This is a genomic window from Nocardia sp. NPDC005998 (assembly GCF_040614395.1).
In the GTDB taxonomy this organism is placed as follows: Bacteria; Actinomycetota; Actinomycetes; order Mycobacteriales; family Mycobacteriaceae; genus Nocardia.
In genome coordinates, this window is record NZ_JBEXUI010000011.1 from 1 (window position 1) to 21027 (window position 21027).

Annotated in this window: 19 protein-coding genes; 11 read left to right on the forward strand and 8 right to left on the reverse strand. The window is 66.1% G+C overall.

The features are described 5' to 3' along the window. Window positions 1-38: 38 nt before the first annotated feature. The 3 genes from ABZ293_RS17115 to ABZ293_RS17125 form a co-directional block, all read right to left on the reverse strand. Window positions 39-335: a hypothetical protein gene (locus ABZ293_RS17115; RefSeq protein WP_355181577.1), complete on the reverse strand. Its 297-nt coding sequence runs from the start codon at window positions 333-335 to the stop codon at window positions 39-41. A gap of 1 nt (window position 336) precedes the next feature. Continuing rightward, complete coding sequence (locus ABZ293_RS17120) at window positions 337-609, reverse strand: hypothetical protein (RefSeq protein ID WP_355181579.1); 273 nt, start codon at window positions 607-609, stop codon at window positions 337-339. Window positions 610-844: 235 nt separating this feature from the next. After that, window positions 845-2500, reverse strand: coding sequence for an FAD-binding oxidoreductase (locus ABZ293_RS17125; RefSeq protein ID WP_355181581.1), 1656 nt, complete (start codon window positions 2498-2500; stop codon window positions 845-847). A gap of 576 nt (window positions 2501-3076) precedes the next feature. Here ABZ293_RS17125 and dnaK point away from each other — a divergent pair. The 5 genes from dnaK (at window position 3077) to ABZ293_RS17150 (ending at window position 9029) form a co-directional block, all read left to right on the forward strand. Further along, window positions 3077-4927, forward strand: a complete 1851-nt coding sequence (gene dnaK, locus ABZ293_RS17130; protein ID WP_355181583.1) for a molecular chaperone DnaK — start codon at window positions 3077-3079, stop codon at window positions 4925-4927. Further along, a complete protein-coding gene (gene grpE, locus ABZ293_RS17135; RefSeq protein ID WP_355181585.1) occupies window positions 4924-5607 on the forward strand; it encodes a nucleotide exchange factor GrpE in 684 nt (227 codons plus the stop codon). The genes dnaK and grpE overlap by 4 nt, the downstream gene beginning before the upstream one ends. Before the next feature lie 24 nt (window positions 5608-5631). Further along, entirely contained in the window at window positions 5632-6795 is a 1164-nt protein-coding gene (gene dnaJ / locus ABZ293_RS17140; RefSeq protein ID WP_354954772.1) for a molecular chaperone DnaJ, read from the forward strand. Then, on the forward strand, window positions 6795-7196 hold the full coding sequence (locus tag ABZ293_RS17145; RefSeq protein WP_355181587.1) for a helix-turn-helix transcriptional regulator: 402 nt from the start codon (window positions 6795-6797) through the stop codon (window positions 7194-7196). The genes dnaJ and ABZ293_RS17145 overlap by 1 nt, the downstream gene beginning before the upstream one ends. A 663-nt stretch (window positions 7197-7859) precedes the next feature. Next, entirely contained in the window at window positions 7860-9029 is a 1170-nt protein-coding gene (locus ABZ293_RS17150; protein WP_355181589.1) for a globin domain-containing protein, read from the forward strand. A gap of 80 nt (window positions 9030-9109) precedes the next feature. On the opposite strand, the gene ABZ293_RS17155 is transcribed toward ABZ293_RS17150, so the two are convergent. The 4 genes from ABZ293_RS17155 to ABZ293_RS17170 form a co-directional block, all read right to left on the reverse strand. Then, entirely contained in the window at window positions 9110-9886 is a 777-nt protein-coding gene (locus tag ABZ293_RS17155) for an FAD-binding oxidoreductase (protein ID WP_355181591.1), read from the reverse strand. A gap of 8 nt (window positions 9887-9894) precedes the next feature. Next, window positions 9895-11052 carry an FAD-binding oxidoreductase gene (locus ABZ293_RS17160; RefSeq protein WP_355181593.1) on the reverse strand — a complete coding sequence of 386 codons (1158 nt, stop codon included), beginning with the start codon at window positions 11050-11052 and terminating at the stop codon, window positions 9895-9897. A gap of 292 nt (window positions 11053-11344) precedes the next feature. Continuing rightward, window positions 11345-11599, reverse strand: coding sequence for a hypothetical protein (locus ABZ293_RS17165; protein WP_355181595.1), 255 nt, complete (start codon window positions 11597-11599; stop codon window positions 11345-11347). A 17-nt stretch (window positions 11600-11616) separates the two neighbouring features. Next, complete coding sequence (locus ABZ293_RS17170) at window positions 11617-12552, reverse strand: NADP-dependent oxidoreductase (protein WP_355181597.1); 936 nt, start codon at window positions 12550-12552, stop codon at window positions 11617-11619. A gap of 300 nt (window positions 12553-12852) precedes the next feature. On the opposite strand from ABZ293_RS17170, the gene clpB reads away from it, so the two are divergent. The 5 genes from clpB to pyrE all read left to right on the forward strand — a co-directional run bounded on the left by clpB (window position 12853) and on the right by pyrE (window position 19194). Further along, window positions 12853-15411: an ATP-dependent chaperone ClpB gene (gene clpB / locus ABZ293_RS17175; protein ID WP_355181599.1), complete on the forward strand. Its 2559-nt coding sequence runs from the start codon at window positions 12853-12855 to the stop codon at window positions 15409-15411. Window positions 15412-15553: 142 nt separating this feature from the next. Next, on the forward strand, window positions 15554-16393 hold the full coding sequence (locus ABZ293_RS17180) for a DUF5666 domain-containing protein (protein WP_355181601.1): 840 nt from the start codon (window positions 15554-15556) through the stop codon (window positions 16391-16393). Window positions 16394-16551: 158 nt separating this feature from the next. Further along, window positions 16552-17691, forward strand: a complete 1140-nt coding sequence (locus ABZ293_RS17185; RefSeq protein WP_355181603.1) for a hypothetical protein — start codon at window positions 16552-16554, stop codon at window positions 17689-17691. 70 nt (window positions 17692-17761) lie between these two features. Then, the gene (locus tag ABZ293_RS17190) at window positions 17762-18622 is read left to right on the forward strand and encodes an SDR family NAD(P)-dependent oxidoreductase (RefSeq protein ID WP_355181605.1); all 861 of its coding nucleotides are present in this window, start codon (window positions 17762-17764) and stop codon (window positions 18620-18622) included. A gap of 5 nt (window positions 18623-18627) precedes the next feature. Next, entirely contained in the window at window positions 18628-19194 is a 567-nt protein-coding gene (gene pyrE, locus ABZ293_RS17195) for an orotate phosphoribosyltransferase (protein ID WP_355181607.1), read from the forward strand. A 106-nt stretch (window positions 19195-19300) separates the two neighbouring features. Here pyrE and ABZ293_RS17200 read toward each other — a convergent pair whose 3' ends face one another. Beyond that, window positions 19301-19594 (reverse strand): antibiotic biosynthesis monooxygenase, encoded by a 294-nt coding sequence (locus ABZ293_RS17200; RefSeq protein ID WP_355181609.1) that lies wholly within the window; start codon window positions 19592-19594, stop codon window positions 19301-19303. A gap of 299 nt (window positions 19595-19893) precedes the next feature. Between ABZ293_RS17200 and ABZ293_RS17205 the strand changes: the two genes are divergently transcribed. Further along, complete coding sequence (locus tag ABZ293_RS17205; RefSeq protein ID WP_355181611.1) at window positions 19894-20952, forward strand: beta-ketoacyl-ACP synthase 3; 1059 nt, start codon at window positions 19894-19896, stop codon at window positions 20950-20952. Window positions 20953-21027 lie beyond the last annotated feature (75 nt).

Sequence of the window (21027 nt, forward strand, 5' to 3'; positions counted from 1 at the left end):
CGGCCCCCCCTTTTGCCGCGCCCCCCCCCGCCTCGGTATTACTGACGCTCCAGCGTCGGGATCACCACGTCGTTCAGGTATTCCTCGATGCTGCGGCCGCCGCGCTGGGCTTCGTGCACGACGACCTGCCGTTCCGCCGCCTTTTGCTTCAGTGCCGCACGGGAATCCGGTTCCACCCCGCCGCCGATTATCAGGTCGGTGATCTCGCCGGTGTCGAGGGCGCGCAACGCGTCGGCGTCGGCGATGCAGCCCTCGGCGGCAAATCCATTGGCGCGCAACAGCTTGATCGCGGTGTCGACGACGGCTTGTCCGCGGCCGATGGCAAGTACTTGCATGTCAGACTCCTGTCGGTACCAGTTCCAAAGGGTCATCGATTTCAAGGTGCTCGGGCCGTGCGTCCCTGGGTAGCACGAGGAAGCCGAGGCACATCACGGCCAAGAGGCCGACCCCGTACCACAGCGTGTATTCGAAGGTGTTGGCGAAATTCACCGCGTTGGCTCGTTCCCCCGCATCGGTGAGCACCTGCGTCACAGCATAATTGCCCGCATCGGAACTGCGGCAACTGGCCGGGATCTCGGTCGGATCGACCTCGGTGGACCGATCACGCACGCACGCAAGGAAATTCGTGACGATCTCCGCCTGTGCCGGTTCCGGCACACCGATCGCGAACAGCTCGCGCAGGCCGAGGAGATCACGGCCGGATTGGATGCGGATGTGACGGCGTCGCTCGACCCCGAAGAGCGCGCGACGCTCGTCGAGCTCCTACAGCGCACCGCGATGGGCAATGGGCTGATCCCGGATATTCATCCCGGCCTCCAGGCCGGATAGCGGCTGAGCTACGGCATCAGATCAGTACACCCGGATTGAGGATTCCGGCCGGATCCAGCGCCGATTTGGCGGCCCGCAACGCATTCGCGAACGGGTCGGGGCGCTGTCGGTCGTACCACGGTCGGTGATCCCGGCCGACCGCGTGATGGTGGGTAATGGTCCCGCCCGCACCCGAGAGTGCCTCGGAGACAGCGGCTTTGATGTCGTCCCACTGCGCGAGCGTGCTGCCCCGGCGACCCGTGGCGTAGATGCCGAAATATGGTGCCGGACCGTCCGGATACACGTGGGTGAAGCGACAGGTCACCACGCCGGTGGCGCCGACCGACCGGATGGCCGCGTTCGCGGCCTCGGTCACCGATGCCTTCAGATTGTCGAATTTGTCCCAGGTGCAGGCGGTTTCGAAGGTTTCGGTGATCATCGATCGGGCCGCGAGGGCGTCGCGCTGGTAGGGCATCCGCAGGAAGGATGATCGCCAGGTATCGGCCGCGCCCGAACTCGGTTGGCGCGCGTCGGATTCGGTGTAGCGCGCGGGTTCGGGCAGAGTGCCGCCGTGCTCGGCGACCAACTCCAGCGCGCGTTCCATCCAGGTGCGCGTCGGGTGATCGGCGGATTCGAATCCGAGTACCAGTACGCCGCCGCTGGTGGCGGCACCGGCATTGAGAAATGCCTCGGCCGGATCGAGCAGTCGGCAATTGCTCGGGTGCAGACCGGACTGTGCGATGGCCCTGGTGGCGGCAACTGCCTGCGCATAATCGTCGAAGTGCGCGGAAGCCGTTGCGCGCCAACGTGGTCGGTCCTGTAGGCGCATCCACGCCTCGGTGATGATGCCGAGTATCCCCTCGGAGCCGAGGAACATCCGGTCCGGCGACGGCCCCGCCCCGGATCCGGGCAGCCGCCTCGATTCGCTGATGCCCGTCGGTGTCACCACCCGCATCGACTCGACCAGGTCATCGATATGTGTGTACAGCGTGGCGAAATGCCCACCGGCCCTGGTGGCCAGCCAGCCGCCGAGGGTCGAGAATTCGAACGACTGCGGAAAATGCCGCAGCGTCAGATCCGCGCCGCGCAGCTGATCCTCCAATGCCGGTCCGAACACTCCGGCCTGTATTCGCGCGGCCCGGCTGGTCCGATCTATTTCCAACACGCGATCGAGGGCGCTCAGGTCCAGGCTGATCGCCCCGGCGAATTCGCCTGCCGCCCGGCCGGAATCGCGGTTCGTCCCGGCCGAATCGGTAGATGACGGATCGGACAATCGCGGCTCCACCCCGCCCACCACCGACGTCCCGCCGCCGAACGGAATTACCGCGATATTCGCCCCGGCCGCCCAGTCCAGAACGTCGACGATATCGCCTTCGTCGCGCGGCCGAACGACCAGATCCGGCGCATTGCCCACATCACCGAGCAGATTGCGCACCACATCGCGAAATGCCTGACCGTGTGCGTGTGCCGCTCGATCGGCCGGATCCGCCGACACCAGTTCGGCGAGCGAATCCGGCGCGGTCACCCGCGGTTCGGGCAGCCCGAGCGATTCCACCGATGGCGGTTCGTGTGGTGTGAGATCCGCCCCCGGCAGCATTGCCGCGACCCGCGCCGTCAGCGCGTCCAACTCCGCGCCGACGACCGCATCCTCGACATTGCCCCAGCCCCACCACGACCGCGTCCTCGTCGCCACGACCACTCCTCTCGGCGGTCCGATCGGCCGCACCACCGCCCGCCATCCTCGTGGAGCACCGATCGCCGGGCAAGCACACGCGATATCCCGGGCCGACAACGCCACCGAAATGCAGAGGCGGGTGACCGGCTCGACCGGACCGGCGCCCTCCGTGCCCAGGCGGCAACGGTTACGAGCCCGGTAGGCGGGGTCCGATAAGCCGAGGGCAGGGGGATTCATCGGGACTGGATCGGGGTTGGTCACAACTGGTGCACGTTCCTCGCCTGCGTCCATCCGGCTGGTGAGAATGGCGGACAGTGCCCTGCCGAGCGGTCCGGGAATAGATCGCGCAGGACGCCGGTTGAGCCGTTCGACAACATTGAGTGGGTTCGGCTCAAGTTTGAGTTGACTCCCGGCCGTAATCGGGTGCAGGATTGAGTCGACCACGCTCAGCGTTGCTGGGACCGTGCTCCGTGAGGTGCTTGGGGCGAGGTCTCGCGGCAGCCGAACACGGATGTCGCAGGGCGGGCAGATCGCCCGAAACCCGCGATTACCCAGCACCGACAGAAGTAGTTACGTCAACTAGGAGGAACAACCATGGCTCGTGCGGTCGGAATCGACCTCGGGACCACGAACTCGGTCGTCGCCGTTCTCGAAGGCGGCGAGCCGGTCGTCGTCGCGAACTCTGAAGGATCGCGCACTACCCCCTCGATCGTCGCGTTCGCCAAGAACGGAGAGGTTCTGGTCGGCCAGCCCGCCAAGAACCAGGCGGTCACCAACGTCGACCGCACCATCCGCTCGGTCAAGCGGCACATCGGCACCGACTGGTCGGTGGACATCGACGACAAGAAATACACCGCACAGGAGATCAGCGCGCGCGTGCTGATGAAGCTGAAGCGTGACGCCGAGGCCTACCTGGGCGAAGAGATCACCGACGCGGTCATCACCGTGCCCGCGTACTTCGAGGACTCGCAGCGTCAGGCCACCAAGGAGGCCGGTCAGATCGCCGGTCTGAACGTGCTGCGCATCGTCAACGAGCCCACCGCGGCCGCGCTCGCGTACGGCCTGGACAAGGGCGATAAGGAACAGACCATCCTGGTCTTCGACCTCGGTGGCGGCACCTTCGACGTCTCGCTGCTGGAAATCGGCGAGGGCGTCGTCGAGGTCCGCGCCACCTCCGGCGACAACCACCTCGGTGGTGACGACTGGGACGAGCGCGTCGTGACCTGGCTGGTCGACAAGTTCAAGGCCAGCGCGGGCATCGACCTGACCAAGGACAAAATGGCCATGCAGCGCCTGCGTGAGGCGGCTGAGAAGGCCAAGATCGAGCTCAGCTCCAGCCAGAGCACCTCGATCAACCTGCCCTACATCACCGTCGACGCGGACAAGAACCCGCTCTTCCTCGACGAGCAGCTGACCCGCGCCGAATTCCAGAAGATCACCTCGGACCTGCTCGACCGCACCCGCGCGCCGTTCCAGTCCGTGATCAAGGATGCGGGCATCAACGTGGCCGATATCGACCATGTCGTGCTCGTCGGTGGTTCCACCCGTATGCCCGCGGTGAGCGATCTGGTCCGCGAGCTGACCGGCGGCAAGGAGCCCAACAAGGGCGTGAACCCGGACGAGGTCGTCGCCGTCGGCGCCGCCCTGCAGGCCGGTGTGCTCAAGGGTGAGGTCAAGGACGTCCTGCTGCTCGATGTGACCCCGCTGTCGCTGGGCATCGAGACCAAGGGTGGCGTGATGACCAAGCTCATCGAGCGCAACACCACCATCCCGACCAAGCGTTCGGAGACCTTCACCACCGCCGACGACAACCAGCCGTCGGTGCAGATCCAGGTGTTCCAGGGTGAGCGCGAGATCGCCTCGCACAACAAGCTGCTCGGCTCCTTCGAGCTGACCGGAATCCCCCCGGCCCCGCGCGGCGTGCCGCAGATCGAGGTCACCTTCGACATCGACGCCAACGGCATCGTGCACGTGACCGCGAAGGATAAGGGCACCGGCAAGGAGAACACGATCAAGATCCAGGACGGCTCCGGCCTGTCCAAGGAGGAGATCGACCGGATGGTCAAGGACGCCGAGGCGCACGCCGCCGAGGACAAGGCCCGCCGCGAGGAGGCCGAGACCCGCAACCAGGCCGAGTCGCTGGTGCACCAGACCGAGAAGTTCATCAAGGAGAACGAGGACAAGGTCCCGGCCGACGTCAAGACCAAGGTCGAGGCGGCCATCGCCGAGGCGAACGAGGCGCTCAAGGGCACCGATATCGCCGCGGTGAAGTCCGCGGTGGAGAAGCTCGCGACCGAGTCGCAGGCGCTGGGCCAGGCCATCTACGAGGCGTCGGCGGCCGAGTCCGCTGCCTCCGGCAACGGCGCCGCCAGCTCCTCGGCTGGTGACGATCAGGTTGTGGACGCCGAAGTTGTGGACGAGCCGGTCGACACGGAGAAGAAGTGACACAGGGAAACTCCGAACAGGAGCCGATCACCTTCGTCGACAATCGTGGAATCGATCCGCAGGAGCGGAGCCCGCGCAGCGACCAGTCGGCACAGACTGGTGAGGTTCGGGAACCGGCGGGGGCAGAGGCCGCCGCCGGGCCCGGCCCGGAAGCCGGGAACGGCACCGAACCCCTCCTCGGTAACGATGTGGGCGCCGACGTCCTGGCCGAGACCATCACCAAGGAGCTGGCCGAGCGCACCGCCGATCTGCAGCGGCTGACCGCCGAATACGCCAACTACCGGCGGCGGGTCGAGCGGGACCGGCAGGCGACCATCGAGGCGGCCAAGGCCGCCGTGGTCTCCGAATTGCTCGGTGTCCTCGACGATCTCGATCGTGCGCGCGCCCACGGCGACCTCGAAACCGGACCGCTCAAGTCGGTCGCGGACAAGCTCGCCGACGCGCTGCACAAGCAGGGTCTGCAGGAATTCGGTACCGAGGGCGAGCCCTTCGACCCGACCCTGCACGAGGCCGTGCAGCACGAGGGCGACGGACACGATCCGGTGATCGGTGTAGTTATGCGCAAGGGCTATCGGTTCGGCGATCGGGTGCTTCGGCACGCGCTCGTCGGGGTAACCGATGGCGTGGCCGATCTGGTCGAAGAAGAGGCATCCGATGATGCCAATGCGAACAACCAATAAGAACCCGAGAGGAGGAGATGCCCGGTGAGTCAACGGGAGTGGATCGAAAAGGACTTCTACAAGGAGCTGGGTGTCTCCTCCAGCGCCTCGCAGGACGAGATCAAGAAGGCGTATCGCAAACTCGCTCGTGACTTGCATCCGGATGCCAACCCCGGCGATACCAAGGCCGAGGAGCGGTTCAAGACCGTCAGTGAGGCACATGCCGTGCTGTCGGATCCGGCCAAGCGCAAGGAGTACGACGACACCCGAAAGCTGTTCGCGGGTGGCGGATACGGGCGCGGTGGCTTCACTCCCGGTACGGGCGGCGGCTTCTCGCAGGACTTCAATATCGGCGACATCTTCGGCCAGGCGAATGCGGGCGACGGTGGCCTCGGTGACCTGCTGGGTGGGCTGTTCAACCGGGGCGGCACGCGAACCTCGAGCCGCCCGCGCCGCGGTGCGGATGTGGAGACCGAGACGACCCTCGGGTTCCGCGAGGCCGCGCAGGGCGTCACCGTTCCGCTGCGGATGACCAGTCCGTCGCCGTGTACCACCTGTCACGGCAGCGGCGCCAAGCCGGGAACCAGTCCGCGAGTCTGTCCCGTCTGCAATGGCAACGGCGTGATCAGCCGCAACCAGGGTGCGTTCGGCTTCAGCGAGCCGTGCGACGAATGCCGTGGTACCGGCTCGATCATCGATGACCCGTGCGTCGACTGCCACGGCAGCGGCATCCAGAATCGGACCCGCACCATCACGGTCCGGATTCCGCCCGGTGTCAGCGACGGGCAGAAGATCCGGCTGGCCGGACAGGGTGAGGCCGGGCTGCGTGGCGCGCCCTCGGGTGACCTCTATGTGACCGTGCACGTCAGCCAGGACAAGGTCTTCGGCCGCAATGGCGATGACCTGACCCTGGTGCTGCCGGTCAGTTACAGTGAATTGGTGCTGGGCACAACGGTTTCCGTGCCCACACTGGAAGGGCGCGTCGGCGTCAAGGTGCCGCCCGGCACCGCGGACGGCCGCATCCTGCGGGTGCGTGGCCGTGGCGTGCCCAAGCGCGGCCCCGCCGGCGGGGCGGGCGATCTGCTCGTCACCGTCAAGGTGGCCGTGCCGCAGAAGCTGGACGACAATGCCACCGAGGCGCTCAAGCGGTTCGCGGAGGCGGAGAAGACCAGCGGGTTCGATCCGCGTGCGGGATGGGCAGGTGCGTGATGTCCGATAATCCGAAGCAGGCATCCGGTGGGTCGGCGCGGGCCGAGTTCTTCATGATCTCGGTCGCGGCCCAGCTGGCGGGTATGCATGCGCAGACACTGCGCACGTATGACCGCCTGGGACTGGTTACGCCGCAACGGACTTCGGGTGGCGGTCGACGTTATTCGGCACGGGACGTCGAGCTGCTGCGCGAGGTGCAGCGGCTGTCCCAGGACGAGGGCGTCAACCTGGCGGGCATCAAGCGCATCATCGAACTCACCAATCAGGTCGAGGAACTGCAACAGCGGGTCGCCGAAATGTCGGCCGAGCTGGATCGGCTGCGCGCGGGGTACCGCCCCGATCTCGCGCCGCCGCAACGCAGTACCGCACTGGTGGTGTGGAAGCCGCGCAATCGGCGCTGAAAGGCGCTTCGGCAAAAGCAACGGCTCCGGGATTCGGTACACAACCGAGCTCGGAGCCGTTGTCGTTTCGCCAATGGGTAAATGCGTTATGCGACAACGCCGTAACCACTGCCGCAGCGAATAACCGCTGGCAGTACTCGAGCAAACTCCCGATTCCGGATTTCGGCATACGGCAGGTGGTTCGTGGCTGCGCGGCGTCGGCTCGCAACCGATAGGGTTGCCGATGATGTGCCGAGCTGTGAAGTTTGCTGCGGACGGTATTTCAGCAAACTATTCGCCGGATCGCCCGTGTGTTTTCGTCGGTCGCCAGGCCGGCGGGATGCGCGGCGTTTGCCCGAGCCGGGTAAGTGGTTGCGGCGCGCGGGTTGCCGAGGAATCGCTCTCGGAGCCGCAATGGGATGAATCTTGCAAAACGGGCCGTGCGAAACCGGCAGGTATGTGACGGATTTCGCCGCCGTGTTCGTTCTTTCGGTTTGTTTTCAAGGGTTTTCGTGGTGTTGACCGCCGTTTCAGCCGAATTACATGCTTGATGTTTATCCGACTGATTCCGTAGCTGGCAAACCTCGCCTACACTCGTTCGCATTGGCTGCTGTCAAGTGTCCCGCAGCACCTCACTTGTCGGCCACGGATTGTGTTCGAGCGCAAAAAGGGGTTGTGACACAAATGGATTCGCGGACGGTCGCTTTGATCAGAACAACGTTCAAGGCGGTTGCTGCGGAGGAGGGCGGCCCCGCCAAGCTAGCCAGTTCGTTCTATGCAATCCTTTTCACCAACTACCCCGCCGCAAGGGACTTTTTTCCGGCGGCCATGGATGCGCAGCGTGACCGATTGGTCAAGGCCATCTCCTATGCGCTGGATCGGCTCGAGGAGCCGGACAAACTATTGCCATTCCTCGCCCAACTCGGGCGGGATCACCGCAAGTACGGTGTACAGGCCGCGCACTACACCGCCGTGGCCACCTCGCTGAAGTCCGCGATGCGGATCTTCGCGGGCGCCGAGATGTGGACCGACGAGGTCGACCGGGCGTGGGATGAGGGCCTGAAGATCATCGGCGACACCATGATCGGCGCGGCCGAACAGGAATCGGCGCCATCGGTCTGGTCCGGAACCGTCGTCGAGTGCCGCGAGGTGCTGCGCAATCTCGCCGTTGTCCGGCTGCAATTGGATCAGCCGATGCAGTACGCCGCTGGCCAGTACATCAGCGTGCAGATTCCGTCCCGGCCGCGCATGTGGCGCTATATGTCCCCGGCGGTGCCCGCGAATGCGAACGGGGAGATCGAATTCCATGTCCGCGGAGTGCTCGGCGGCTGGGTCAGTCCGGCCATCGTCGGCCACACTGCCGTCGGTGACCAGTGGTACCTCGGTTCACCCCTGGGCGGACTCGGCATACCGCGCAATGTGAAACGCAAAATGCTGATGGTCGGCTGCGGTACCGGCATCGCACCCCTGCGCGCCCAGCTCATGGCGATGGCACAGCGGCGCCTCAATCCTCGGGTGCACCTGTTCGTCGGCGGACACCATCCCTGTGATCTCTATGATCTGGAGATCCTGAGCCAACTGGCCACCGCCAATAAGTGGCTCACCGTCACCCCGGTCACCGAGAGCGATGAAAACCCCTGGTGGTATCTGGATTCCGGCGAGCCCGAACGCATCTGGCCGGGCCTGGATGCCCGGGTGACCGGCCAGATCGGCAAGGTCGTCGCCAGTTACGGTTCCTGGGCCGACCGGGATGTGCAGATCGTCGGCTCACCCTCGATGGTGCAGACCACCAAGTTCCGCTTGATGGCCGCCGGTACCCAAACCAAGAACATCCGCCACGACCCGCTCTTCTGAATCTTCGGCTGAATTTTTGGCCACGCCTACGGCGCGAACGTCGCTCGTAAGACTCGCTCCGTGGTGGTCCGGTCCGGTTGTTAAAGTCCCTCGAATTGTATTGCGGCAGGGGAAGTTCCGGTTTCCACCAGCCGATCCAGGGTCACCCGGACCATATTCGGTGAGCCACAGACCAGCACCTGATGGTTGTTGAACGCGCCGTGTGAAGCAACCACATCCGCGAGCGTGCCGAAGAGCATGTCATCGAGCGGGAATCCGATATCCACCCGCGAATGCTCGTACCACTCGTCGACCCAACCCGGGTCCTCCGGGCTCTCGATGACGGGAATCACAGTGAGCCAGGGCAATTCGTTCGCCAGCAGGAACAGCATGTCGTCGGCGTACAGATCGCGCGGGGAGCGGCCGCCGGTGAACAGATAGGTCGGCGGCGGATCCTCGTGTCGGGCGAGCTCGAGGATCTGGGCGCGCATCGGGGCCAGACCGGTGCCGCCCGCGATCAGCACCACCTCATCGCCGTACGGGTCGACATTGAAAGTGCCGAGGGGAGCGCCGATCTGCCATTCGTCGCCGGGTTTGGTGTCGGTGACGATGCTGCCGCTGCACCAGCCGCCGGGCACCGTGCGCACATGGAACTCCAACTTGCCGTCCAGCGACGGCGGCAGCGCAGGGGAGAATCTGCGACGCATGCCGGGATGCTGCGGCACCCGGACCTCGACGGACTGCCCCGCGAGGAACGGGACGTACTCGCCGATCAAGCGGATCACCGCGACATCGTGGCGCAGCCGATGGTGACCGACCACCGTCGCCTTCCACTCGGGCGCGGAACCATTGCCGAGCGAGCTCGGATCTATTGTCATTGCTTCTCTCACACGGGATCTGAGCTGATTGCCCACTCTGGGGTGCCGACCGCCATGAGGGCACGGCGGGTATCGGCGATCATGCGGGCCGACCCGGCGATCTGGATCTGGCGGTCGGCCCAGGAACCGAAGCTGGCCACCACCGCGCCCAGATTTCCGATCAGGCGGCGGTGCATGCCGTACGGCTCTTCCTGCGGCGGATGCGGATACCACCACGGGTTGGTCTTCTGTTCGCACACCGGGACCACGGTCAGCCATGGATTGCTCTGCGAGAGCTGCCACATGTTCTCGACGTCGTACAGATCGCAGGGGTAGCGCCCGCCGATGAAGAAATGCACGCGCGGGTTGATACCGCGCTGGCCCATCTCGATCAGTTGTGCGCGCAGCGGGGCGATGCCGGTGCCCGCGCCGATCAGCAGCACATCGCGGCCGCTTTCGCGATCGATGTGCAGGCCGCCGAGCGGACCCGCGATCATCCAACGGTCGCCGACCCTGGTCTCATTGACAATGGCCGGACTCACCCAGCCGCCGCGGATCTTGCGAACATGGAATTCGATCTCGCCATACGGATTCGCGGGAATGGCGGGCGATAGGTAGCGCCACATCTTCGGCCGCTGCGGCAGCGAGATCGGCACATACTGCCCAGCCTGATACGGGATCGGACTATCGGATTGCAGCCGCACGATGGCCAGATCCTCGAGCACCCGACGATGGCCGACGACGGTCGCCTCCCAATACGGCCGCGACTTGTCGGAGTTGGCGCCGATGGCCATGGATGCGGAGATCAGGATGGTGATATCGCGCCAGCCCTCCTCGAGCGCGCGATTCCACATCGGCCCGTTGAACACCCGAAACGCGGCCAGCAGTGCCCGCCCGGCGATATCGTAGTGCGCGGCGATCACACCGAATTTGCGGTGATCGCGCGCCAGCTGCTCCAGGAACTTCTGCGCCCGTCCCCAGTCCTCGAGATTGTCGAGTACGAAATGGATGGCGGTCACCAGGCGCTTGGCCTGCATCTCCATCGCGGGCGGGAACAACTCCCGCAACTCTGGCTTCTCTGCGAACAGATGACCATAGAACGCACTGACCAACCGCTCGGGTCCGTTCGGCGATTCGATCACCGAGCGGAAGTTGGCGCGGACCAGCGCTGCCGAACGCGCATCCACGAGGTGGAGCTTCCTTTCCCTCTATGTGCTGCCCAGGGACATGTCCGTAACCGGCGGTCCTCCGCCGTCAAGTATCCCTGAAAGTCCCGTGGTCGGGTGGGTATGGCCGATCACGCCCGCGCCAACGGTAATCCGTGGGCAAATCGGGTCTGCTGTGGGCCTGACATGCAGGATAGGCGAACAGCCTGGCGGGCGGGTTACCGCTGGGTCAACTCGCCACGTTGGCGCGCACCGCCGGGGCGACCGATTCGGCGTAGCGGTGCACCTGTTCGACGGGGTTGCCCTCGGTCGGCTAGCAGATGAACGCGTCGATGCGCTGGTCGCGGTGCAGGGCGGACAGGTCGTCGACCCAGCGCTCGGGCGGGCCCGCCAGGAAGCCGTGGTCGGTGCCGTCATCGGTGATGGTGCCGGAGAGGTTGTAGACCCGGCGGATGGCGCGCGGGTCGCAGTGTGCTGCGGCGGCGGCTTCCTGCTGGAGGTTATCGGCCTCCGGAATCAGGAAAAGGCCGAATTCGGGTGGACGGGATGGCTTGTCGCGGGTGCGCACGCCGACATTCCGACGCTTCAGATGGCCAGCACGGTCTTGCCGCGCGCACCCACGGCGCCGATGACCGCGGCGGCCGAGGCCAGCGGGACGGTGGCGTCGATCGGCACCACCACATCGCCCTCCGCGACTCGCTCCAGCAGGCGCGTCAATTCCGGTGCGCGGCCGGAGGATTCGATATTGCCGCCATTGATCCCGCGGGTGCGCAGCGCCTGCTCGTCGGCGGCCCAGATGGTGGAGTAGACGGTGCCGCCGTCGCGGACCAGCGCGGTCAGCTCGGCCAGCGTTTCGGGCGGGCTGACCAGGTCGAAGAGCACGTCGACCCCGCCGGGATGTGCGGCGGCGATCTGCTCCGCGATCGGGCCCCGGGTGTAGTCGACGGTCTCGGCCGCGCCCAGCCGGGTCATCTGGTCGGCGGCCGCGCCGCGGGCGGTCGCGATGACGTGCGCACCCGCCATATTCGCCAACTGCACCAGGAACGAGCCGACACCGCCGGTCGCGCCGATGATCAACACCGTCTGACCCGGCTCGATCTTGCTGGCGTCCACGATGTCCTGGGCGGTGACGCCCGCGGTCGGCAGGGCCGCGGCCGCCACGGTCGGGACCCGGTCCGGGATCCGGACCAGTGTGGCGTTCTCGGGCAGTACCGCATACTCCGCGAAACTGCCGTGGCCGACGGGCGGGACCAGGAATTTGCCGACGACACGGTCGCCGACGGCGAATCCGGTGACGCCGGGGCCGATCGAGGACACGGTGCCCGCGCCGTCGACACCGAGGATCATCGGAAAATCGTGCGGCAGCTTGCCGTCCAGAATGCCATTGGCCATCTTCTGGTCGAAGGGGTTGACGCCCGCCGCCTCCAGTTGCACTCGCACCGCGCCCACGCTCGGCTCGGGCATCGGCATTTCGGCCAATTCGGGTGGTGCTCCGAAGCTTCGTACCACGATCGCGCGCATCCATCGCTCCTCGGGTTGGGCTGGATTGTGGTGCATAAACCAGGGCAAAGGCCATCGTAGGCATCCTTATGCCATAGACCCTGTGATTGATGCCATTCGGCAGTGTCGCGGCGTAGCGTTCAGCACGAGTCTGTTCAGGTGTCGGGCGAATCGGTGCGGTTCGTTCAAAAAACTAAAGTTGAGTGGAACAGACTCAACCTTTCGGACGTTGAACGGTGCGAAGCGGTGCGAGCCGCGCGGTGGAACCGCGTGGATTCCGGCGAGCTCGACACCGCGCATCGACTAGTAGGAAGGTGACTTGTGGACTCGTTCAATCCCACCACCAAGACCCAGGCGGCCCTGACCGCCGCCCTGCAGGCCGCCTCGGCCGCGGGCAATCCGGAGATTCGTCCGGCGCACTTGCTGGTGGCGTTGCTGGATCAAACCGATGGCATCGCCGCCCCGTTGCTCAAGGCCGTCGCGGTGGATCCGGCGACGGTTCGACACGAGGCGCAGGACATTGTCGACCGGCTGCCGCGCGCAACCGGTGCGACCACGACACCGCAGCTCGGCCGGGAGGCACTGGCCGCGATTACCGCCGCCCAGCGCCTGGCCACCGAACTCGGCGACGAATACGTCTCGACCGAACACGTCCTGGTCGGCCTGGCCGAGGGCGATTCGGATGTGACCATGCTGCTGAAGAAGTACGGCGCGACCCCCGACGCGCTGCGTGAGGCGTTCACCGCGGTGCGCGGCAGCGCGCGGGTGACCAGTCCGGATCCGGAGGGCAGCTACCAAGCGCTGGAGAAGTATTCGACCGACCTCACCGCGGCAGCGCGCTCCGGCAAACTCGACCCGGTCATCGGCCGCGATACCGAAATCCGTCGTGTCGTACAGGTTTTGAGCCGTCGCACCAAGAACAACCCGGTGCTCATCGGCGAGCCGGGTGTCGGCAAGACCGCCATCGTCGAGGGTTTGGCCCAGCGCATCGTGGCCGGTGATGTGCCGGAGTCGTTGCGCGGCAAGTCCGTTGTCTCGCTCGACCTCGGTGCGATGGTGGCCGGCGCGAAGTACCGGGGTGAATTCGAGGAGCGGCTCAAGGCCGTACTCGAGGAGATCAAAAGCAGTGCGGGGCAGATCATTACCTTCATCGATGAGCTGCACACCATTGTCGGCGCCGGCGCGACCGGCGAATCCGCCATGGACGCCGGCAATATGATCAAGCCGATGCTCGCCCGCGGTGAACTGCGCCTGGTCGGTGCCACCACGCTGGAGGAGTATCGCAAGTTCATCGAGAAGGACGCCGCCCTGGAGCGCCGCTTCCAGCAGGTGCTGGTCGGCGAACCGTCGGTGGAGGACACCATCGGCATTCTGCGCGGCATCAAGGAGCGCTACGAGGTGCACCACGGTGTGCGCATCACCGACTCCGCGCTGGTGGCCGCGGCCACCCTCAGCGACCGCTACATCACCTCCCGGTTCCTGCCGGATAAGGCGATCGATTTGGTCGATGAGTCCGCATCGCGGCTGCGCATGGAAATCGACTCGCGCCCAGTGGAAATCGACGAGGTCGAGCGCGCAGTGCGTCGCCTCGAGATCGAAGAGGTCGCGCTGGAGAAGGAGACCGATGCGGCCTCCAAACAGCGTTTGGACAAGTTGCGCCAGGAACTCGCCGACGACCGCGAGAAGCTCAACCAGCTGATGACCCGCTGGCAGAACGAGAAGAGTGCCATCGATCAGGTCCGAGTCCTCAAGGAGGAGTTGGAATCGCTGCGCGGTGAATCCGAGCGCGCCGAACGCGATGGCGATCTCGGCAAGGCCGCCGAACTGCGTTACGGGCGGATCCCGGCACTGGAGAAGCAGCTCGCCGAGGCCGAAAAGGCCTCTGCGACAGCCGGTGACGGCGAGGTGATGCTCAAGGAGGAGGTCGGCCCCGACGATATCGCCGAGGTGGTCTCGTCCTGGACCGGTATTCCGGTCGGCCGCATGATGGAGGGCGAAACCCAGAAGCTGCTGCGGATGGAGCAGGAGTTGGGCAAGCGCGTCGTCGGCCAGGCCGAGGCGGTGCAGGCGGTCTCCGATGCGGTGCGCCGGGCCCGAGCCGGAGTCGCGGATCCGAACCGGCCGACGGGTTCGTTCATGTTCGTCGGCCCGACCGGTGTCGGTAAGACCGAGCTGGCAAAGGCGTTGGCGGACTTCCTGTTCGACGACGAACGCGCCATGGTCCGCATCGATATGAGCGAGTACAGCGAAAAGCACTCCGTCGCGCGGCTGGTCGGCGCCCCGCCCGGCTACGTCGGTTACGACCAGGGCGGTCAGCTGACCGAGGCGGTGCGGCGCAGGCCGTACACCGTGGTGCTGTTCGACGAGATCGAGAAGGCGCATCCGGATGTCTTCGACATCCTGCTCGCCGTCCTCGACGAGGGTCGCCTGACCGACGGCCAGGGCCGCACGGTGGACTTCCGCAACACCATCCTCATCCTGACCTCGAATCTGGGTGCGGGTGGCGATCGGGACTTCGTCATGAACGCGGTCCGCGCGGCCTTCAAACCGGAATTCCTGAACCGCCTCGACGATGTGGTCATGTTCCACGCCCTCGACGAGGAGCAGCTGGAATCCATCGTCGACATCCAGCTCGACCAGCTGCAGAAGCGGCTGTCGCAGCGCAGGCTGAAGCTGGACGTCAGCGATTCGGCCCGGTTCTGGCTCGCGGTGCGCGGCTACGACCCGGTCTACGGCGCCCGCCCGCTGCGTCGCCTGATCCAGCAGTCCATCGGCGACACCCTCGCCAAGGAACTGCTCGCCGGTGAGGTCACCGACGGCGACACCGTCGCGGTCAACGTGACCCCGAACGGCGAGGGCCTGATAGTCGGCCGCGGCTGACCCAACCGCCCGCCCACCCCTGCGGCCCGGCTCGCGATCAACCCGCAGCCGGGCCGCCTCCGTACCCACCACGGAGCGAGTCTTACGAGTGGATACGCCGCGCCGCACGCGCGGCAAAGTGTCACAGCCTACCCTGGAGGCCATGACGAATCCCAACGATCCTTGGGCACAGCGACCGGAGGATGCGCCGACGGAACACATCGGTCCGCCGGGTAAGTCGGGGTTCGGGCAGGCGTCGCATTCGACGGACCACACCGAGGCGTACGGACCGGGCGGTGTGACGTCGGTTTATCCGTCCACCGAACAATTCGATCCGTGGGCGCCGCCGACCGCCAACGCCACCAAGGAATTCCCGCCGTACGAGAGCCAGCCGCAGTGGGGCTCGTACGGCGAGCCGTGGGCCGGGGGGCAGGATCCGACCCAGGTCGGTGCGTATCCCCAAGCGGGCGCGCAGTACCCGCCGGGTCCGCCGGGCGCCCCACTACCGCCCGACGAGCAGCCGCCGCGTAGGCGCAATACCGCCCTGTGGATTGCCCTCGGCCTCGGTGTGGTCCTGTTGATCGGCGCGGTCAGTGTGGTCGCCGGCGTGGTGCTCGGCGGTAAGGATTCCTCGTCGAGCACCGCCGCGAGCACCTCGGCGTTGCCGACCGCGGGCCGCCCAACCGGTACGGTCCCATCGGGTCAGCCATCGCCGACCCAGGCCATCCCGAGCCTTCCGGGGCTCGGCGGCATCGACAACCTCGGCGCGACCATGGGTACCATTTCCGCCAACTCCGGCGGCCAGCTGACCCTGGACACTCTCGGCGGCTCCAAGGTCACGGTGCGCACCACCGATAAGACCCAGGTGATCTCGCTGAAAGGCGGCAAGGCGGCCGATCTGCCGGTCGGCGACATGGTCATGGTGCAGGGCGATAAGGCCGCCGATGGTTCGATCGACGCGAAGATCATCATCAGCACCGCGCTGCCGGGAGGAACGCGGTGAGACGGCAGCGGGGGAAGAATATGGGCTACCCGAGCAACCCTGGGACAGTGACGCGCGATCGCTCGGTCGGCTCGATAGGCGAATGCCTCACCTTCGATCGGCCCGGCGCGGGGCTTATGTCGGACTTCGTCCGACTGCGCATATTAGGGTAGGCGACGATGACGGCAATGTGGTTCGGGTTGGCGGCGGTCGCGCTCGTTGGTGCGATCGTGCTGCTCTATTTCGATCGGGTCCAGCGACAGCGGACCGGTCATGCGCGCCAGGTCTGGGCAAAGGCCCAGGGCTATACGTATGTGTCGGTGGAACCGGCGCTCGCGTCGACCTGGCGCCGCGGTGCGCTGGCCAAACTCGGCTATCTATCCGCGGTAGACGTGGTGTCCGGAAACCGCAAGGGCGAGAAGTTCGTCCTCTTCGATCTCGAGGATGCGGCGACACTGGTCGCGGTGCGCAGGCAGATCGGTTCGGATATCGATGTGGATATGCGGCTCAAGACCGCCTCGCCACCCAAGGACGCCGATCTGGAGCTACTCGGCGCGATCGGCGACCGGGTGGTCTTCGCGACCAATCCGGAGATCGCCAGGCATGCCGTCGACCAGCGCATGGTCGCCTTCATCGAATCGCTGGCCGATACCGTGCAGATGCTCTGGAGTGAGGGCAACTGGACCCTCGGCATGCTGAATGTCGGTACGGCGGCCAAGGATTGGGAGACCGCCATCGATGCGGTGCTGCGGCTGTCGGGTCTGTTGCATGTGCTGCCGCCGGTCAGTGAGGTGCGCGGCGTGGACTCGGGCGGTCACGATCCGGGTCGGCCGCATCCGCGCAAATCGCGCTCGGCCGCGTCGGACCAGGCCGATCCGCCGGCGGGTGCGAGCCGGGGCGCCGCGCCGGAGCTGCGCAAGGGCGACCACGACGATCCGGACTACGCCGAGTCGGATTCGTCCTACGACGAATCATCTTATGACGATAGCGATTTCGATCGGCCGAAGTACCAGGAGTCGCAGTACTCCGACTATGACGACTACGACGACGAACCGGCCGCGGCTCCCGAACCGCCGCGCCGTCCGAGCCTCGCCGTGGTCCCCGACTCCCGCTCGCGGGCCCGCGATGACCGCTGGGCAGCCGAGTCGGAGGACAACTGGCCGTCGGATGACCGTCCGGCGGCACGCAAACCCGCCCAGCCCGAGTCCATCCGGCCCGAGTCGGACGAGGACGATTGGCCGCCCGCCGAGCACACGGAACAGCCCGGCGGTCCGTTCCACCCCGGATTCCGTCCATACCAGGGACCCGTGCCGCAGTGATGACCGTAGCGATTGCTTGCAGGTCGCTCGAAAAGATCAGCCCATGGGCCCCTTCTAGCTGGATTGTGCAATGAACTCAGCATCGCAGAGCGATTCGATCGGGGGCGGTGGTCGGGTGACGGGCGGGAGTGATAGTCCTGTGCGTCTGCCCGGCGCGATCCGTCCCGTCGCACTGATCACCGGACCGACCTCCGGCATCGGGCACGGATTCGCCGAGCGGCTCGCCGCCCTCGGCTACGACATGGTTCTCGTCGCCCGCGACACGGAGCGGCTGGACGCGCTGGCCGCGGAGCTGGAACGAAGATTCGCCACCCGCTCGGAGGTGCTGGTCGCCGATCTGGCCGAGGCCGCCGATCGGGAGCGGGTTGCGGCGCGCGCCGCCGACGGCGTCGAATTCCTGGTCAACAATGCGGGATTCGGGCAGTCGGGGGAGTTCTGGACCCAGTCGCCCGCGGCGGTGCAGGCTCAACTCGACGTCAATGTCACGTCGGTGGTGCAGCTGACCAGGGCCGCGCTACCCGCGATGATCGCGGCCGCCAAGGGTTCGGTCGTCAATGTCGCCAGCGTCGCCGGTCTGATCCCGGGGCGTGGCTCGACCTATTCGGCCTCCAAGGCCTACGTCGTATCCTTCACGGAAGGGTTGGCGGGTGGACTGGCCGGAACCGGTGTCCGAGTACAGGCCCTGTGCCCAGGATTCGTGCACACCGAATTCCATGAGCGGGCCGGCATCGAGATGTCGTCGCTGCCCAAGCAGTTGTGGCTGAGCGTCGACCAGGTGGTCGCCGGTTCGCTGCATGATCTGGAGAAGGGCCGGGTGCTCAGCGTGCCCGGTGTGCAGTACAAAGTGCTCACCACCGCCGCCGGAATGATCCCGCGGACCCTGGCGGCCCGACTGAATCGCGGCATGTTCAACGCACGCGGAAGGACTTAATACAGATGATCGACCAGGCAAGCAATGCGGCCGTCGCGACGGATGACCGCGATAAATTGGCCGCGCTGGTGCGTGAACTCGCCGTCGTACACGGCCGGGTCACCCTGTCCTCGGGCAAGGAGGCCGACTACTACGTCGACCTGCGCCGCGCCACCCTGCACCACGGCGCGGGACCGCTGATCGGCAAGCTGCTGCGCGAACTCGTGGCGGATTGGGATTTCGAGGCCGTCGGCGGTCTCACCATGGGCGCGGATCCGGTCGCGCTCGCCGTCATGCACGCGCCGGGCCGCCCGATCGACGCCTTTGTGGTGCGCAAGGCCGCCAAGACCCACGGCATGCAGCGCCAGATCGAGGGCCCGGATATCGTCGGCAAGCGGGTGCTCGTCGTCGAGGACACCACCACCACCGGCAACTCGCCGCTGACCGCCGTGCGCGCGCTGCGCGAGGCGGGCGCCACCGTGGTCGGCGTCGCGACCGTGGTGGATCGGGAGACCGGTGCGGATCAGGTGATCGCGGCCGAGGGGCTGGAGTACCGGTCCATCCTCGGATTGAAGGATCTCGCCCTTGGCTGAGTGCGGTCTGGGAACTCCGACCCGCCACCGACAACGGCCTACGACATCGTCGTCGATGGATGGTGATGGGCCGTTGGAGCTGTGGGCTCACTTCAGCCGGTGAGAATCAGCCGTCGTTGAATCGGCGAGCGTCTGCGGCGCGGACGATCGGCACATGTCCACCGAGTGCGATCGACTGGACCCGGGAGAACGAGGGGTGGGCGGAGAGAGCCTCGAAATCGGCATATTTCTCGATGGTGACGTAACGCTCCGGGTTGTCGACAGAACGGAGAACCTCGAACGACACACAGCCCGGCTCGGCAAGGCAAGCGCGGGCGACTTGTCGCAGCGCGTGGCCCAATTCGTCGGCATCTTCGGGACGGGACCACGCATCGGCGATGATGAGCAAAGGGGAATCCATTCCCGCACAGTAGATCACGCGTGCCGTTCGGACCCTGTCCGGTGGTTTAGTCAACCCGCCAGCTCGGACCGCCCCACATCGGGATGGATATCGGACGTCCGTGAAGGACGGCGTCACGGACTCTCGAGGGGAGTCTGCACGCGCGCTGTAAACTTCGAGTGCGGTCCCGGGTCGCAATCGCTGGTGGTCGGAGCGATGGATTGTGCTGAAACGCCGATGGTGGTGCGACCCGATAAGGGGATGCATGCGCCGAACGCAGCGAGGCGTTCGGAGACAGTGAAGGGTCGTGTGAGTTACCTGTGGTGAGCATTGCAGTCAATAAGAGTCGTGCGAATGTCGCGATGCTCGGTATCGGTGCTTACCGTCCGAAACGCCTGGTCAGCAATGAAGAGGTGTGCGAGGTACTCGACTCGACCCCGGAGTGGATCTACGAGCGTACCGGCGTGCGCAACCGCCGGTGGATCAGCGGTGACGAGACGCTGCAGTCGATCGCGGCGGCCGCCGGTGAGCGCGCGATCGTCAATAGCGGTATCGACCGGTCCAAGATCGGTGCGCTCATCCTGGCCACCTCGAGCTGGCTGACGCTGACCCCGCACGGCGCCCCGAAGGTCGCCGATGACCTGGGGATGAACGGTATCGCCGCCTTCGACCTGACCTCCGGCTGCGGCGGTTTCGGCTACGGCCTCGGTGTCGCCGCGGATCTGATCCGAGCGGGCTCGGCCGATTATGTGCTGCTCATCGGCGCCGAGACGATGACCGTCGGACTCGATCCGACCGATCGCGGCACCGCGATGATCTTCGGTGACGGCGCGGGCGCGGTGGTGGTCGGTCCGAGTGCGGAGAACGGTATCTCCCCGACGGTCTGGGGCAGCGACGGCGAGAACGCCTCGGCGATCGCGCAGGATGTCGACTTCCTCGAGTACATGGAGCGGGCGCAGGCGCTGCAGGGCACCGATCCGGCCATCGAGCCCATCGGCCGGATGTCGCTGCGGATGGAGGGTCCGCGGGTATTCCGTTGGGCCGCGGTCACTTTGCCGCGCGCGCTGGCCTCGGCACTGGAGGTTTCCGGGGTGTCCAAGGAGGACATCGAGGTCTTCATTCCACACCAGGCCAATGCCCGCATCAACGATCTGATGAAGAAGAACCTCGGGCTGTCCGATGACATCCCGGTGGCCAATGACATCGAGAACACCGGCAATACCTCCGCCGCGTCCATTCCGCTGGCGATGGAGGAGATGTTGGTGACCGGTAAGGCCAAAGGGGGCCAGACGGCGCTGCTGCTCGGCTTCGGCGCCGGGCTGAGCTATGCCGGCCAAGTCGTCACCCTGCCGCCCGCCCCGAAAGAGCCGAGCTTCTGACAGTGTCTGATTTACAGCGCTCCCGGGTCCCTACGTGGCCACGCAAGCTACCGCCTCCGGGCCCGTCGCTCACGC